Genomic DNA, 16,356 nt, shown 5'->3' on the forward strand with positions numbered 1-16,356 from the left:
GTGGGCGCTGTCACATGGTTGGACGCAAGTGACATGACGAGGGCAGCAGGCGAAGCCACGGCACCCCGTTGCCTGGGGTTCCACCTGGGAGGCGTCGACGTGCGTGTGAAAGCGGCGCCGGGGAGTCAGACGCGAGCCGCGGCGCGTCCGGCGCGGCGCCCGTAGAAGCTCCCGTCGCCCAGCGAGACGCCGCTGGCGTAGCCCCAGGCCGCGAGTCCGGCGCTGCAGCGTCCGGCGGCGAAGAGTCCGGGGATCGGATCTCCACTGACGTGCAGAACCTCGGCGTCGAGGGTGGTGTGTAGTCCGCCGAGGGTGAACCCGCCCGTGGACTCCCGCAGATCGATCGCGGCGATCGGCGATCCGAGGGGCCGCAGCCACATCGGTTTCTTGTGCAGCAGCGGATCGCGACCCTCGGTCGCGCCGTCGTTGTAGGCGGCGACGGTGGATTGCAGTGAGCCAGAGGGTAATCCGATCTCGGCCTCGAGCTCGGCGACGGTTTCGCAGACCCAGGTCGGTGGGCGCATCATCAGCTGCGGCGAGAGAGAAACCATCGCCTCGGCCTGCGCGGTCTCATCGAGGACGAGGTAGGCGGTGTTGTTCTGGTGGTAGAGGGTCAGCTGCCCGACCCGACCGGGGTAGGTGTCTTCGGCGACGAAGCGTTGGCCCCGTTCGTTGACCAGGACACCGCGCACCAGTTGCTGCGGATCGACGAACAACGCCACCTCGGTGGCGTCCATGTGTGCGAGGTCCGCGCCGAGCGCCTGGGCCATCCTGATCGCGCGGCCGTCGTGCTGTTCGATGGAGGCGGCCGGTCTGCCGGCGATGCGCGGCGCGTACCGCGCCACCATGTCGTCGTTGTAGGCGAAGCTCCCGGTCGCCAGCACCACCCCACGCCGGGCGCGGATGTCGATCGTCGTGCCGTAGCGGCGGGTCCGAACACCGACCACGCGGCCGTCGGTTTCGACGATCAGCGCCTGCACGCGCACGTCGTACAGCGCCTGGGCGCCTGCGGCCGTGGCCGTCTCGACGAGGCCTTTCATCAGCATGAAGCCGGCGCTCGATTCCCCCTGCTTCTTGTTCTGCATCTGCGGTACGTGGCCGCGCGGCGCGGGGTCGGCGATGGTGTTGAACGGGTAGGAGTTCTCTCCGCCGCTGTACATCAGCCCTTCGTCGCCCATCGGCTCCCAGCCGGGCTGATCGAAGAACTCGGCTTTGAAGGGCACGCCGCAGCCGGTCAACCACTCGAAGTGGGCGACACTGCCGGCGCAGTAGTCGGCGATCCGGCGCTCGTCGGCGCCGGGGCCCATGGCGGCATTGAGGTATGCGGCCATGTTGTCCACGGAATCAGTGAAACCACAGGCGGTTTGGATCGGCGTGCCACCGCCGAGGTAGATGAACCCGCCGGCCATGGCCGCCGCCCCACCCCAGGATCCGCTGCGCTCGAGCACCAGGACCTGGGCCCCCGCACGGGCGGCCTCCACGGCGGCTGCCGCGCCCGCGACGCCGTAACCGGCGATCACGACGTCGGCGTGGTGGTCCCAGGACGTGACGGTCGCGGCGGCGACGGGGACGACATCTGTCACGGGCGCATGGCCGCCGGTAGGTCGGACACCCACTGATGACCCCAGTAGCTGTCGGCGGTGATCTCCTCGGCGGTGTAGTGCTCGTCGTCGACGAGCATGCCCTCGGTGCCGAACTCGATGTCCCAGTCGCCGGGGGCGCGCACATAGAACGACACCATCTTGTCGTTGGTGTGCCGTCCCAGGGTCGAGGACAGCTGGAATCCCTCGGCGTTGACGCGGTCGAGTGCCTGCCCGACGGCGTCCAAGGTGTCGACCTCGACCATCAGGTGAATCAGGCCGGGGTCGCGCAGATTCTGCGCGGGGCAAATCGCCAGGCTGTGATGACGCTGGTTGACACCCATGAACCGCACGCGCACCGGTCCGTACTCCGGGGGGACCGGAACGCGGAAGGCGCCGCGGGACATGAAACCCAGTACCTCGGTGTAGAACTCGAAGAGTCCGGGCACGTCGAGGGCTGGTAGGACGACGTGGCCCAACCCTTGCCCGCCGGTGACGAACCGCGAACCGAACGGAGTCACCACCGGGGAGTGGTCGAGCACCGCACCGTGGAAGACCTCCAGCGACGTGCCCGCCGGGTCGTCGAAGGCGATCACCTCTTCGACCCGTCGCGCGTCGGCCTCGTCCAGTGACAGCTGCTTGAAGGGGACGCCGGCTGCGTCGAGGGCCGCCTTGACGTGTTCGAGGTCGGCATGGTCGCGGACCTCCCACCCGACGGTCACTATCTTGTCGACCTCACCCGGGACCACGATGATGCGGGCCGCGCGTTCATCCATGCGCAGATACAACGCGGACTCGTCGGGGCCTCGCCCACGGGCGAAACCCAGTACGTCGAAGGCGAAGTGGCGCCAGCGGTCCATGTCGGTGGCCGCCACGGTGACGTAGCCGAGGCTCTTGATCAATCCCATGTCGGGCGTCCCTTCAGATCATCGCCCGCAGCGGACCCTGCGGGTCGACGCCGAGGGAACTAAGTGCCGAGGCGTGGTAGACGGTGCCGGGCACGTGGATGGCGTGGGCCTGACCGACGTGCACGTCGCGCCAGAACCGTTGCAGCGGCTTGTCCATTCGGGCTGCGTTGCCGCCGCAGCGCGCAAAGATCTCGTCGACGGCCGACACGGCACGCCACACGGCGCGCACCTGTGTGCGCCGCCCGGCCGCGCGGTCCTCGAAGGACACCTCACGCCCGGAGTCGACCATGTCGTAGATGCGGTCGGCGTTGGCCAGCAGTTCTTGGCGGGCGGCGTTGATGTCGGCGGCCGCCTCGCCGATTCCGTACATGACGTAGGGATCGTCCTTGATCGCCACACCGCTGGAGTTGACGCGCTGGCGTTGGTAGTCCAGCGCGGCGCCCAGTGCACCCTCCGCGATGCCGATCGTCGCCGCGCTGATGCCCAAGGGGAACATCGTCGACCACGGCATCAGGTAGAGCGTCTCGGTCATGCCGGCCTCGCGTTGAGCGGTGCCGTCCATGACCTTCATCGCATCCATCGTCCGGTAGGACGGCACGAAGGCGTCCTTGACGATGACGTCCTTGGAGCCGGTCCCGCGCAGTCCGACGACGTCCCAGGAATCGTGGACGATCTGGTAGTCCGCGCGCGGCAGGATCATGTGCAGCATCTGCGGCGGCATCAGCGGCTTGCCCTCGGCGTCACCGATCATCGCGCCAAGGAAGATCCAGTCGCAGTGGTCGGTGCCGGAACTGAACTGCCAGCGGCCGTTGAAGATGTAACCACCGTCGACCGGGGTCGCGACGCCCTGCGGTGCATACGGTGACGCGACCCAGGTGTCGACGTCGTCCGCCCAGATCTCGGCAGCTACCCGCGGGTCGGCGTAGGCCAACTGATAGGGGTGCACACCCACTACGCCGTTGATCCAGCCGGCCGACGGATCCAGTGCCGCCGTGGCCATAACCGTCTCCGCGAACTCACGCGGGTGCACCTGCAGGCCGCCGTGGGCGGCGGGCTGCAGCAGGCGGACGTTACCCGCCGACTTCATCAGTTTGACCGTCTCGTCGGTGAGCTTGCCGATCTTCTCGGCCTCTGCGCCTTGATTACGCAGCTGCTCGGCGTGCTCGCGCACCCGGTCGATTACCCGCTCCGTCATCTCGTGGTCCTCTTCTCGCTGGCTGTCAGTAATGGTGTATCGCCGGGTGTACGGCGAGGATTGGGATTCCCGGTCAGCGGAACCTCGATGGGCGACGTCAGAATTCGACGCTCAGAATTCGACGTGGAGGTCGTCGGAGACCGGCCGGGCCTGACAGCCCAGGATCAGCCCGTCGGCGATGTCGTCGGGTTCGAGGATGTCGCAGCTGGCCATGTCGACCTGGCCGCGCACCAGCGTCGCCGCACACGACCCGCATTGGCCCTCCCGGCACGAGTAGGGAACATCCAGGCCGGCGGCGAGCATGGTCTCGACCAGCGTGGCGCGCCGCGGCCAGCGCAACTGGTGAGCGTGACCGTCGAGGTCGACGTGCACGGTGGCCGCGTCGGTGTCGTCGTGCAGCGTCGCCACCGCGGCGTCGGCATCATCGGTGAACGGGTCACCGGAGAGTGACTGGAAGACCTCCAGGTGAATCCGCTCGCGCGGCACCCCGGCCTCACTCAGGGATTCCTTCACCACGGCCATGAACGGGGCCGGACCGCAGATGAACGATTCCACGGCGGTCGACCCGCCGAACACGGTACGGACGAAGCCGCTCATCTGCGCGCGGGTGGGTAGCCCCTGCAGCGACTCCAGCCAGTGCAGCACCGTCAGGCGACCGGCGTACCGGGCCGCGAGATCACGCAACTCCGCGGCGAAGATCACCGAGGCGTCGTCACGGTTGGCGTAGCACAGCACCACCCGTCCGCTGCCGGCGAACAGCACCGACTTGAGGATGGACATCACGGGGGTGATGCCGCTGCCGGCGGCCCACAGCAGGAAGTCTGCATCGAGGTCCGCCGGGGTGAACACGCCCGCCGGGGGTAGGACCTCGAGGTGATCCCCAGCAGAAACGTTGTCGCACAACCAGTTCGAGGCGTATCCATCGACGGTGCGCTTCACGGTCACCTTGGGGGCCGCATCGGTGTGCGGGGAGCTGGCCAACGAGTAGCAGCGGGCCACCGATCCGGTCTGATCGCTGGGCACCCGGATCGTCAGGAATTGTCCGGGCCGGTAGGCGAACGCGTCACGTTCATCGTCGGAGATGTCGAAGACCAGTGATCGGGCGTCGGCGCTCTCGTCGATGACCTCAGCCACCCGGAGCACCACCCCGCGGCCTGCGCCGACGATTTCGGTGCCGGTGTCGAGGTCGGTCATGGGCGCTGATCCTGGCGGTCGTCGCGCCTATCGCCAACCCGGTCGGTCCGATGGCCGGGAGATCCGGTCACGTCGCCCGGTGACCGGGAGAATCGGCGGGAACCCCGTCGAAGACGGCCTACCGTTCGGCGCGTGAGCAGTGGATCGATTTCTCGCGTGGATGTGGTTGTGGTGGGCGCCGGCTTCGGTGGCCTGTACGCCGTGCACAAGTTTCGCGAGCAGGGCCTGTCCGTGCGCGTCTTCGAAGCCGCCCCCGATGTCGGCGGCACCTGGTACTACAACCGCTACCCTGGCGCGCGCTGCGACGTCGAAAGCGTCGACTACTGCTACTCGTTCTCCGATGACCTGCAACAGCGGTGGACGTGGTCGGAGAAGTACGCCACCCAACGCGAGATCTTGGCCTACATCAACTGGGTGGCCGACGAACTCGATCTGCGGCGCGACATCACGTTCAACACTCGGGTCACGGGCGCTGCACTCGACGAATCCGCATTGAGGTGGACGGTGACGACCGACTCCGGTGAACGGGTCGACGCCCGGTTCGTCGTGATGGCCACCGGACCGTTGTCGGCGGCGATGACGCCGGACATTCCCGGGCTGGACACCTTCGGCGGCGAGACCTACCACACGGCGCACTGGCCGCACGACGACGTCGACTTCACCGGTAAGCGCGTCGCGGTCATCGGCACCGGATCTTCGGGTATCCAGTCCATTCCCATCATCGCCGAGCAGGCCGAACACCTCTACGTCTTTCAGCGCACTCCCAATTACAGCGTGCCGGCCGGCAACCGACCACTCAGTAGCGACGAGACCGCCGACATCAAGGCGAACTACGCGCAGCGTCGCCAAATGTCCTGGCGCAGTGGCGGTGGCTCACCGCATGTCGCTCATCCGAAGCTGACCATGGAGGCCACCCCCGACGAGCGTCGCGCTGCCTTCGAGAAGCGATGGGAACTCGGCGGTGTGCTGTTCTCGAAGACCTTCAGCGACCAGATGATCTCGTCGGAGGCCAACGACGAAGCCCGGAAGTTCTACGAGGAGAAGATCCGCGCCGTCATCGACGACCCGGACGTCGCCGAAATGCTCATCCCCACCGACCATCCCATCGGAACGAAGCGGATCTGCACCGACACCAACTATTTCCAGACCTTCAATCGACCCAACGTCACCCTGGTCAGCGTCCGCGCGACGCCGATCCAGTCGATCGACCGCACCGGCATCAGCACCTCGGAGAAGCATTACGACATCGACGCGCTGGTGCTGGCAACCGGTTTCGACGCGCTGACCGGCACGCTGGCGAAGATCGACATCACCGGCCGCGGGGGACAGAAGTTGGTCGACGACTGGTCTGCCGGGCCGCGGACGTATCTGGGCTTGGGCACCGAGGGATTCCCCAACCTGTTCCTGGTGTCCGGACCGGGGGCGCCCGCCGTGCTGGCCAACATGGTGTTGCATGCTGAGGCGCATGTGAACTGGATCGCCGAGGCCATCGCCTACCTCGACGACCGGGGGTACGCCGCGATCGAACCGACCGCGGACGCTGTGGACAGTTGGGGCGCCGAATGTGCCCGGCGCGCTGAGGCCACACTCTTCACGCGGGCCAACTCCTGGTACATGGGCGCCAACGTGCCCGGCAAGCCACGCCAGTTCATGCTGTTCAACGGCGGGTTCGGCACGTATCTCGATATCTGCCGCGAGGTCGCAGACGCCGGCTACAAAGGCTTCGAGCTGCTCGCGGCGCCCTGATGTCGGGTCTGCGCGGCAAGGTCGTCCTCGTCACGGGTGCCGCCGGTGGAACCGGACGCGTGCACTGCGAACGATTCGCCGACGCCGGAGCCGACGTACTGGCACTCGACCGCGCCGAGACCGCCGAGGGCCTGCGGCAGACCGCGGACGCGGTGATCGAGCGGGGTCGCCGCGTGGTCACCGGCCTGGCCGACGTCAGTGACCTCGAGGGGATCACCGCGGTGGTCGATGCCGGGGTCGCCCAGTTGGGACGCCTCGACGTGATCGTCGCCAACGCCGGCATCCACAGCGTCGGCGGACCAGCTTGGCAGATCTCCGCCCGAGACTGGCAGCGCACCCTGGACGTCAACCTCACCGGCGTCTGGCACACCGTCAAAACGGGTGTCCCGCACATCGGCGCCGACGGCGGCACGATCGTCATCATCAGCTCCACCAACGGGATACGCGGCACCGCGGGTAGCGCCCACTACACCGCCAGCAAGCACGCCGTGGTGGGACTGGCGCGCACCCTGGCCAACGAACTCGGGCCGCGACGGATCCGCGTCAACACCGTGCACCCCGGCGCAGTCGCCACGCCCATGGTTCGTAATTCCGACACCTACAAGCGACTGCGGCCCGATCTGAGCAATCCGTCCGAAGCCGACGTCGTCGACGTGCTGACCGCGCGCAACCTGCTCCCCGTACCGTGGGTGCACTCCGTCGACGTGGCCAACGCCGCGGTGTTCCTGGCGTCCGAGGAAGCCCGCTACATCACGGGCGCGCAGCTGGTCGTCGACGCCGGCCTCACGCAGAGGACCACCGTATGACCGGGCGGCTGAGCAACAAGGTCGCGCTGATCACCGGTGCGGCGCGAGGAATCGGACGCGCCCAGGCTGTGCGGTTCGCCGAGGAGGGCGCGAACGTCATCGCGGTCGATCTGTGCGGCCCCGTCGACACCGTGCGTGTGCCGCCGAGCACGCCGGCCGACCTCGCCGAGACGGTTCGCCTCGTCGAGCAGGCCGGAGGCCGCATCAGTACCTGCGTCGCCGACGTGCGCGACGCCGACGCCTTGGCCTCGACCGTCACCCGGAATGCCGAACACTTCGGGGGGCTCGACATCGTCTGCGCCACTGCGGGAATCACGTCCCGTGCAGCGGCCGTGGACATGTCAGAGGAGACCTGGCGAACCATGATCGACGTCAACCTCACGGGCGTATGGCACACCTGCACGGCAACGGCACCCCATCTCATCGAACGTGGCGGCGGATCGATCGTGTTGGTCAGTTCGATCGCCGGAATGCGCGGGTTGGGTGGCGTCGCCCATTACACCGCCGCCAAGCACGGGGTGGTCGGGCTGATGCGCAGCCTCGCCCACGACCTGGCACCGCATGCCGTGCGGGTCAACACCCTTCATCCCACCAACGTCGACACGCCACTGATCCAAAACGACGCCGTCCGCGCCGCCTTCCGTCCCGATCTCGACCACCCGCCGAACCGGGCGGAGTTCGCCGAGGCGGCAGCACGCATGAACCTGCTGCCGGTGCCGTGGGTCGACCCGGTAGACGTTGCCAACGCCAGTTTGTTCCTGGCCTCTGACGAGGCCCGCTACATCACCGCCGCTTGCCTGCCCATCGACGCGGGGGCCACCCAGCGCTGACCATGAGGAAGAGGAGCACATCGATGATCGATCGCAGCAAGTATGGACCGTGGGCCGTCATCGCCGGCGGGTCAGAGGGAGTCGGGGCCGAGTTCGCCAGGCAACTGGCCAAGGCCGGTCTGAACCTGGTGCTCATCGCGCGTAAGCCCGGGCCGCTGGCCGACACCGCACAGCGCTGTAGTGATCTGGGTGCTGACGTGCGCACCATCGCCGTCGACCTGCTCGACGTCGATGCGGCGGCCGAAATCGCCTCACAAACAGCAGACCTCGAGGTGGGCTTGTTCGTCTACAACGCGGGGGCCAGCACGTGCAACGAATTGTTCCTCGACACCGATCTGAGCGAATTTCGGAAAGTCAACGACCTCAACGTCACTCGCATGATGGAGTTGGTTCAACACTACGGGCGACCGATGTCCGACCGGCAGCGCGGCGGCATCCTGATCGTCGGATCGCTGGCGGGTTACATGGGTGCGTGGAGGCACACGGCATATGCGGGCGCGAAAGCCTTCTCCCGGATCTTCGCCGAGAGCTTGTGGCTGGAGCTGCGTGGCCGCAACGTCGACGTTCTCGAATTGGTGCTGGGTGTGACCCGCACGCCCGCAATGGAACGCGTGGGCCTGAACTTCGACGCCCCTGGTATGAGTGTCGACGAACCCGCTGATGTCGCTGCAGAAGGTCTGGCCCACTTGGGCGATGGGCCAATCTGGGTGGCTGGTGGCAATGCCGAGACCGCGCAGGCCAACAGTGCACCCGACCGGGCGCGCGTGGTGCTCGGCGCCCATGAGGCCATCAAGGCCTTGATCGACGGGGCGCACTGACTGTGCGCCTTGGGGTATCCACACCCGTGGTGGTCCAGGTCCCCGGAGCCGCGTCGCCGTGGGAAGCCCACGCTGGGTCCGAGGATCTGTCACGGATCGCGCTGGCTGCTGATGAATTGGGCTTTGAATACCTCACCTGTTCCGAACACGTGGCCATTCCAACCCAAAGCGCCGAGCGGCGAGGAGCCACCTACTGGGATCCGTTGGCCACCCTGTCCTACCTCGCGGCGCACACCAGCCGCATCCGGTTGGTCACAGCGGTGCTCGTGTTGGGGTATCACCATCCACTGCAGATCGCGAAGAGTTACGGCACCCTCGACCGGATCAGTGACGGCCGTGTCACCCTCGGGGTAGGCATCGGAACGCTCACGGAGGAATTCGAGCTGCTGAGCGTGCCGTGGCAGCGCCGAGCGGCCCGCGCCGATGACGCGATTCGCGCATTGCGTGCGTCCCTGTCCACCCCGACACCGGCCTATCGTGGCGCGTTCTACGACTACGGCGCAATGACCGTGCTGCCCTACGCCCAACAGGTTGCGATGCCGATCTGGGTCGGCGGTAGCAGCGCGGCCTCGCTGCGCCGCGCGGCGCTTTTGGCTGATGGCTGGATGCCTTTCGGCCTGAGCGCGGAGGAGGTGTCGGAGATGCTCGCCTCCGTCGAACTGCCGGGGCAGTTCCAGGTCGTGCTCTCCGCTGCGGTGGACCCGGAGGCGGATCCCGACGGCGTCCGCGTGCAGCTCGAGCGGTTACGCGACGCCGGCGCGACCGCGATCACATGCACCGTGCGTGCCGACAGCGCGCCGCACTACTGCGACCAACTGGCCCGACTACGAGACATCGGAGGCACTCGGTGATCGACTCCACTCATGCTGTGGCGCTGCAGCAGCTGCTCGACGAGCACGCCATTGCCAAGCTCATCGCGTCCTACGGTCCTGCGGTCGACGCCGGGAACGCCGATGCTGCAGCGCATCTGTGGGCAGTCGGCGGTGCTTACGACGTGGAGGGCTGGCAGATGACGGGCCGGCAGGGCGTCCATGACATGGTTGCCTCGTCCGCTCATCAGGACCTGGTGGCCAACGGCTGCTGCCACTTCCTGGGCCCTGCCGTGGTCAGCGTCGACGGTGACGAGGCGGTGGCGGTCTGTGAGTCGCTGGTTCTACTGCGCCACGATGACGATCAATCGGCCAGTGGCGGTTACCGGGTGTGGCGAGCGACGGCCAACCATTTCGCGCTGCAGCGCATCGACGGGCGTTGGCAGATCACTCGGCGACGCAGCCGCGTGCTCAACGGAGATCCACATGCTCAGGCGTTGCTCATTGCCGGGCTCACTGGGATCACCGCCCCTGATGAGAAGGGCGATTAGTGACGTGGGTGTCCATGTTGTGACTGGAGCCGCTTCGGGTATGGGATGTGCCGCGGCGCAACGGTTGCGCGCCGATGGTCATCGGGTGATCACCGTCGATCTGCGCGATGCCGACGTCATCGCCGATCTGTCGAGCCCGCAGGGGCGCGCGCACGCCGCGGCCGCGGTACTCGAGGCGGCACAGGGTCATCTCGATGGTGCGGTGCTGGCCGCCGGGGTGGGGCCACGCCCCGGGCGGGGGAGCGCGGAGACCATCCTCTCGGTCAATTACTTCGGTGTCGTGGACCTCGCACGGGCCTGGCAACCGGCGCTTGCGGCTGCCGGATCGGCCAAGGTCGTCGTCGTAGGCAGTAATTCGGCGACGACCATGCCGATGGTGCCCTGTCGCGCCCAGCGCGCGCTCCTGCGTGACGACCTACCCGGGGCGCTGCGCGCGGTCCGGATGTTCGGCTCGACCGCACCGGCGATGGCATACGGCGCTTCGAAGATCGCCGTGGCACGCTGGGTCCGCCGCACGGCGGTGCAGCCGATGTGGGCGGGTGCCGGGATCCGGCTCAACGCGATCGCGCCCGGGGCCATCGATACTCCGTTGCTGAGTGAACAGCTTGCCTCACCGCGGCAAGCCAAGGCCGTCAAGACCTTTCCGGTGCCCGTCGGCGGCTTCGGAGATCCCGGCCACATCGCCGCCTGGATACACTTCATGCTCTCCGACGCAGCCGACTTCCTCTGTGGCAGTGTCATCTTCGTCGACGGCGGATCTGATGCGTACTTCCGCGCCGACCACTGGCCCCGCCGGGTCCCCACGCTGACGATCCCGCGGTATCTGTATCGGATGGCCGCCTTTTCCAAGGCTGCGCGTCACCGGGGCCGTTCAGGGTTGCTGTGACGGGGAGTTTTCACGCCTCCGGAAATCGTGCGCTGACCTGCTCGGAGGTCAAGCCGTAGTCGCTCAGTGAATAGCGGTGCTTGGGCGCCCCGGGACCTTCCTTGCCTTCCCGAGAGGCTCGTTCGATGGCCAGCTCAGCGTCGGGTGTCAGGGGCAGCCCGAAGTGTCGATACACATTACGTGCCGTTGCGACGGGATCCGCCACGGACTCGAAGTAGTCGACGTCGTAGAACTGTTCAGATTCGTACGAGGCGCGCGCTGCGTTGAACCTCTCGATAGCCGAGGCCCAGGTGCTCAGGACGTCCTCGCCGATCTGGGCGCCGACGAAGGTGTTGGACCAGCCCGCGGTGGAGTGTTCTGCCAGTGAACACATCGATGCGAGCAGGGTCTCCGGGGGGCGATGGCACTGCACGATCAGTGCGTCCGGGTACACCGCGAGGATCGCGTCCAGCGAGAACAGATGACTGGGGTTCTTGAGTACCCAACGCCTCCCCGGATCGTTGAGACCGATCAGCTGGAGATTGCGGCGGTGCCTGCGATAGGAAGGCGTCCAATCCTGCCTCTGCAGCCACTGCGCATAACTGGGGATGTGCGCCAGGGATTCGTAGGACACGGAATGAACCGATTGGCGGAGCAACTGCCAGCATTCCTCGAGAACATCCTCGGCGATGTAGTGCAGTCCCAGGAAGTCGGGATTCTCCTGGTGTGCCTTTGCGTAATAGTCGCGCAATCCGCGGTACTCGGGATAGGACTCCCACGCTTCGCGTGCAGGCCGCGGCTGGGGGTACTCCGCGAGCCAGAGTTCGAGCCCCTGGTGAGCGGGGTCCGCGCCCAACAGTCGGTGCAATGCGGTGGTGCCGGTCCGGGGCAGGCCGGTGACGAATATCGGACGCTCGATGCTGATGTCGCGCGAGGCAGGATAGCGCTTCCAGGCGGCCTCGCTGAGCAGTCGCGCCACCAGACCGCCCAGAAGATAGTGCCGCGTCAGGGTGGCACCCAAGGGCGTGAAATCTGCTTCGGCACGATAGGAGTCGAGCAGGACCTCAAGAGCGCCGCGGAAGTTGTCCTCGTCGGTGCCGAAGTCGCTGTGACCGGCTTTGGCGACGGCTTCGGCGCACAGGTCGTCCACCGTGCCGACATCGGTTCGTGTCGTCATGACTTGTACTCCCCGCAGTTGACGTCGAGTGTTTGGCCTGTGATGCCACCGGCCATGCAGCTGAGCAAGAAGAGAATCGCTGATGCGACGTCGTCTTCGGTCACCAATCTCTTCAGGTCCGAGCCTGCGGCGGCGGCATCGTAGATGTCCTCTATCGAGCACCCGGCAGCCCGGGCTTGTTCGGCGAAGTAGTCCTGGAGCACCTGTCCCCAGATGTAGCCGGGGGCAACGGAATTCACTCGGATTCCCGCCGGTCCGAGCTCGCTAGCCAGTGACTGAGACATGGCCAGCAAGGCGGACTTCGCCAACTTGTACGGGCCGTATGTCGGGTCGGAATGTCGGATGACCATCGAGCTCAGGTTGACAATCGAGCCGCGTGCTTGCGCGAGTGCGGGTGTGAACGCCTGCGTGGTGCGCAACGCGCCCAGAACGGTCAGCTCGAGAGAATCTCTGATATGGGCGAAGTCGGTACCGGAGAACGGCTTCATCGACGGGTACATGAAGGCGTTGTTGATCAACCCGTCGACCTTGCCGTACGCGGCCAGTGCGGTCTCGACCAGCTCGGCGACCTCGGCCTCGACGGTGATGTCCGTGGGAACGGCCAGCGCTCGCCCGCCCGCGGCGTTGATGTCACTCGCGAGCTCCTCCACTCGGGCTGCGGTCCGTGCGACCAGGACCAGGCCGGCGCCCTCGTCCGCACATCGACGCGCCAGCGTGGTTCCCAACCCCGGGCCCACCCCGGTGATCACGACCACGGCATCGTTCAGAAGTCCGGCCACGTGCTCAGCCCAACATTCTCTGGCCGATGTGACTCTGACGCAGTGCAATTCGCGCTCGCCAGTCGTCACTGGAAATCTTGTTGCTCTCGTAGAACGGCAGCGCGTCGGGAACTGCGGCGAAGTCGACCACCTCTACGCTCGGACCGTCGGCCGCAGTCATCTCGCGCGCCAGGCGCTGCCACCGGAACTGCAGATATCCACGGGTATGGCCCAATGTCTCGACCCAGTTCGTGATGCCAGGATTCTGTTCGGCGACGACGATTCGAATCGTGCCGTCCGGATCCACCTGGGTCTGGGCGCCGTTCAGGGATGTCTGGTGGTTGATGTAGTCGAGCGAGATGTACCACAGGCTGCCCAGCTGGAAACCGTGGTAGGGAGCATCATTGACCGGCAGCGAGATGATCAGCGCCTGGTCCTTGCGAAGGTCGTAATGGCCGGCAGAGGAATACTGCGTGGTCAATCCACCCGGCGTTGAGCGTGGTGCCACCAGGGTGTTGACCGGGAGGTTGAGGTAGAACCACTTGGGGAACTGGAGCCAGGTCTGCACCCGGTTGACGAGTTCGTCTGCGGCGCTCTGGAATTGTCGCTGCACATCCTCTCGGCTCGGGGGCGGCGGAGCTGTACCGACGGTGTCCGTCCGATGTACCGCCAGCGTCCCTCGGCGCTGCGACCAGTCGTTGTAGGCCTCGCGGATCACCAATTGCCCGGACCTGTTGGGCGTGAACCGCCATTCGAAAGTACCGTCTGCGGCGATGTCGAGTTCGCGGTCATCGAAGGCCACTTCGCTCTCGGGAACGGTGTCTGCGGTGTACTGGCCGGCGAGATATTGGAAGCTGAGATCGGTGGTCGTGCCCCGGGAGCCGGTGACGACGTATTCGCGTCCACCTTCCATCTTCGTACCGAAGTAGAGCGTGTCCGGGTTGTCGAGTCCCATCTTGGTGAAGGGACCGGTACCCGACAGTAGGAAGGGGTGGTCCGGATGCTGATTGAAGGCGACGTGTGTGCAGCTGGCGATGCCTCCGGCCAGATACTGGAGACCTTCGAGCAGATCGGCTTCATTCTCGATATGTGGTGCTGCGTTGATCAGTTCTTCAGCCGCGGCGATGGCGCGTGCGAGGGGATCGGAGAGCATGGTCGCGATGCTAGGAGGGGCATGAGTGGATCTGCAGCGAGAGCGTCCGCTCAGTGGCACAGTTTGCCGGTAAACCTGGTCGTTTCACTCATGATTAGGCGTCTCCACCAATGGGCAGTGCCGAGATGGCCTGTGACAGCTAGTACTTCAGAACTCCTCGGTCGATCGCGAGCTGCGAACCCGAGATGTACCTCGACCCGTCGCCGGCAAGCCATGCGACCACATCTGCGACGTCCTCAGGGGTCATGAACCCGGTGTCGGCCATGTCGCCGGCGAGCCGGCTCGGCGGTTAGAGGGGCATGGGAGCGAAACTGTGCAGGTAATTCGGATGCTTGGTGAAGAGCTCCGTCATCGCGTCGGGTTCGATCATCGGGGTGTCGATCGAGTAGGGATGGATCGAGTTCACCCGAATACCGAATTCTCCAACCTCCAAGGCCAGGGCATTCGTGATTCCGACCATGCCGTGCTTGGACGCCGAATAGTGGCCGTTACCAGGTGTGGCCTTCAGACCTGCCACCGAGCTCACCATGATGATGGATCCCCCGTTTCCGGCCTCGATCATCGCAGGTACTGCGGCACGCACGGTCTGCCAAGCGCCCGACAGGTTGACCTCGATGAGGGTGTCCCACTGCTCTTCTGACATCTCGAACAGGCGGCCCCAGCTCAGCACGCCGGCATTGACCACCAGGACGTCGAGTCGCCCGAATCGTTCGACGCCCTCGGCAACCACCTTCTGTTGAGCGGCCAGGTCGCGGACGTCGACTTCGCGGGCGAGGATCTCTCGACCGCTGGCTTCGACATCGCGTACCGTCTCGGCGAGTTGCTCTGCGGTCGACGGTGGGTAGCTGACGCTATCGGAGATGGGCCCGCAGATGTCTGTCGCGATTATGTTGGCGCCATCCTTGGCGAGCCGGCGAGCGTGTGCGCGTCCCTGACCACGCGCTGCTCCGGTCACCAATGCGACGCGTCCGTCCAACGGCCTGTTCGTGGTCATGGGTTGTGTCCTTCTCATCGTCGGACACCGGGTTTATTCAGCCGCAACGGTTTACGAGTTTCACTACACGCAGCTTCTAGCTAGCCGCCTCGATTGCGGTGATTTGACTCGGTGCCAACCTAGGCACTTCGTTGCGAGCGAGTGCTACTGATCTGGTGTTGCGGGCGATGCGGTAAGTCCAGCATGGACGACTTCGCTACGGCGTTTGAGTGCCAATGCCGTGTCGTCGAACGCGCGTCTGACCCAATCACCCGTTTCGGCCATGATGTCGTGCGCGAACTCGCCGAGGAAGGCATCCGTGGAGTAGTACCGGCAGCTTCCGTCGGCGGAGGGTTCGATGACTTGGTCCCGCCGTGCGGCATAGGGGGACTCTGGGGTTGCGCGCAGTTCCCATGACAAGAGGCGTTCAGGTACGAACGCGCACACGAACTCGGTGTTGAGGAACGTTCCGCCGGCTCCGGTGTAGTCGGCGAGCACCATCGCTACCGGTGCACCCATCTCCAGAGTCGACGTCGCCGACAAACAGAACGGGTTCCACTGAGGGTACCGATCGAGATCTGTGAGGACGTCCCACACGACTTTGCCCGGCGCCGCGATCTCGACGGTGATCGAGCGTACGAGTGTCGTTGGGTCGTAGTCAGGTATCGAAAGGTCAGACATTGAAGGCCTCCGCTTACTCGGCTTGCACCAAGCCTGGCATGTGACCACGCGTCGGGCGTCACACCGTGCCGCTCAACGGGATTCCCCGAACTCGACGTGCATGGCGCGGCGTCGAGTCAGCTGTCGCGTGAACCCCCTGCGACACAGTGTGATTGACTCGCACGCGCAGGCCTGGTTGTGCGATCACCCCGTGTGCCTGCCTGGCGGGAACCAATGCGGCTTAGGTCGCGGTGGCGGCCTGTTGCTCGCGTTTGATCTCCAGGGCGATGTCGATGAGTTGGTCTTCCTGGCCGCCGATGAGCTTGCGCTGCC

16 protein-coding genes and 1 pseudogene are annotated in these 16,356 nt (G+C 65.9%); 7 read left to right on the forward strand and 10 right to left on the reverse strand.

Going from position 1 to position 16,356, the window contains the following annotated elements; translation table 11 throughout:
- Positions 1-125: 125 nt before the first annotated feature.
- From SBI80_RS26375 to SBI80_RS26390, 4 genes are all read right to left on the reverse strand, one after another.
- Positions 126-1,583: an FAD-dependent oxidoreductase gene (locus SBI80_RS26375; protein WP_318977923.1), complete on the reverse strand. Its 1,458-nt coding sequence runs from the start codon at positions 1,581-1,583 to the stop codon at positions 126-128.
- Entirely contained in the window at positions 1,580-2,488 is a 909-nt protein-coding gene (gene bphC / locus SBI80_RS26380) for a biphenyl-2,3-diol 1,2-dioxygenase (protein ID WP_318977925.1), read from the reverse strand. Before bphC ends, SBI80_RS26375 begins: the two co-directional genes overlap by 4 nt.
- A 13-nt stretch (positions 2,489-2,501) precedes the next feature.
- Positions 2,502-3,683 carry an acyl-CoA dehydrogenase family protein gene (locus SBI80_RS26385; RefSeq protein WP_318977927.1) on the reverse strand — a complete coding sequence of 394 codons (1,182 nt, stop codon included), beginning with the start codon at positions 3,681-3,683 and terminating at the stop codon, positions 2,502-2,504.
- 111 nt (positions 3,684-3,794) lie between these two features.
- Positions 3,795-4,877, reverse strand: coding sequence for a 2Fe-2S iron-sulfur cluster-binding protein (locus SBI80_RS26390; protein WP_318977929.1), 1,083 nt, complete (start codon positions 4,875-4,877; stop codon positions 3,795-3,797).
- 132 nt (positions 4,878-5,009) lie between these two features.
- On the opposite strand from SBI80_RS26390, the gene SBI80_RS26395 reads away from it, so the two are divergent.
- Genes SBI80_RS26395 through SBI80_RS26425 form a run of 7 tightly spaced genes read left to right on the forward strand, consistent with a single transcriptional unit; the run spans position 5,010 to position 11,323 of the window.
- The gene (locus tag SBI80_RS26395; RefSeq protein ID WP_318977931.1) at positions 5,010-6,623 is read left to right on the forward strand and encodes a flavin-containing monooxygenase; all 1,614 of its coding nucleotides are present in this window, start codon (positions 5,010-5,012) and stop codon (positions 6,621-6,623) included.
- Positions 6,623-7,429, forward strand: a complete 807-nt coding sequence (locus SBI80_RS26400; protein ID WP_046363707.1) for a mycofactocin-coupled SDR family oxidoreductase — start codon at positions 6,623-6,625, stop codon at positions 7,427-7,429. Before SBI80_RS26395 ends, SBI80_RS26400 begins: the two co-directional genes overlap by 1 nt.
- On the forward strand, positions 7,426-8,259 hold the full coding sequence (locus SBI80_RS26405) for a mycofactocin-coupled SDR family oxidoreductase (RefSeq protein ID WP_318977936.1): 834 nt from the start codon (positions 7,426-7,428) through the stop codon (positions 8,257-8,259). The genes SBI80_RS26400 and SBI80_RS26405 overlap by 4 nt, the downstream gene beginning before the upstream one ends.
- Positions 8,260-8,282: 23 nt before the next feature.
- Entirely contained in the window at positions 8,283-9,077 is a 795-nt protein-coding gene (locus tag SBI80_RS26410) for an SDR family NAD(P)-dependent oxidoreductase (RefSeq protein WP_318977938.1), read from the forward strand.
- Between the two features lie 2 nt (positions 9,078-9,079).
- A complete protein-coding gene (locus SBI80_RS26415) occupies positions 9,080-9,928 on the forward strand; it encodes a TIGR03619 family F420-dependent LLM class oxidoreductase (protein ID WP_318977940.1) in 849 nt (282 codons plus the stop codon).
- 17 nt (positions 9,929-9,945) lie between these two features.
- Positions 9,946-10,437 (forward strand): nuclear transport factor 2 family protein, encoded by a 492-nt coding sequence (locus SBI80_RS26420; protein WP_413232817.1) that lies wholly within the window; start codon positions 9,946-9,948, stop codon positions 10,435-10,437.
- 4 nt (positions 10,438-10,441) lie between these two features.
- The gene (locus SBI80_RS26425) at positions 10,442-11,323 is read left to right on the forward strand and encodes an SDR family oxidoreductase (RefSeq protein WP_318977942.1); all 882 of its coding nucleotides are present in this window, start codon (positions 10,442-10,444) and stop codon (positions 11,321-11,323) included.
- A gap of 10 nt (positions 11,324-11,333) precedes the next feature.
- Here the strand turns inward: SBI80_RS26425 and SBI80_RS26430 are convergent, their stop codons facing one another.
- From SBI80_RS26430 to SBI80_RS26455, 6 genes and pseudogenes are all read right to left on the reverse strand, one after another.
- Positions 11,334-12,479, reverse strand: a complete 1,146-nt coding sequence (locus tag SBI80_RS26430; RefSeq protein ID WP_318977943.1) for a sulfotransferase family protein — start codon at positions 12,477-12,479, stop codon at positions 11,334-11,336.
- Complete coding sequence (locus SBI80_RS26435; RefSeq protein WP_318977945.1) at positions 12,476-13,258, reverse strand: SDR family oxidoreductase; 783 nt, start codon at positions 13,256-13,258, stop codon at positions 12,476-12,478. The genes SBI80_RS26430 and SBI80_RS26435 overlap by 4 nt, the downstream gene beginning before the upstream one ends.
- A 4-nt stretch (positions 13,259-13,262) precedes the next feature.
- Positions 13,263-14,390, reverse strand: coding sequence for a hypothetical protein (locus SBI80_RS26440; RefSeq protein ID WP_318977946.1), 1,128 nt, complete (start codon positions 14,388-14,390; stop codon positions 13,263-13,265).
- A gap of 139 nt (positions 14,391-14,529) precedes the next feature.
- A pseudogene (locus SBI80_RS26445) lies at positions 14,530-15,384 on the reverse strand (mycofactocin-coupled SDR family oxidoreductase).
- Positions 15,385-15,528: 144 nt separating this feature from the next.
- Positions 15,529-16,044, reverse strand: a complete 516-nt coding sequence (locus SBI80_RS26450) for an SRPBCC domain-containing protein (protein ID WP_318977947.1) — start codon at positions 16,042-16,044, stop codon at positions 15,529-15,531.
- Positions 16,045-16,264: 220 nt separating this feature from the next.
- Positions 16,265-16,356 (reverse strand): 4-hydroxy-2-oxovalerate aldolase family protein (locus SBI80_RS26455; protein ID WP_318977959.1); only part of this gene is annotated, 92 nt, incomplete at its 5' end.

The organism is Mycolicibacterium sichuanense (assembly GCF_033741125.1).
Classification (GTDB): Bacteria; Actinomycetota; Actinomycetes; order Mycobacteriales; family Mycobacteriaceae; genus Mycobacterium.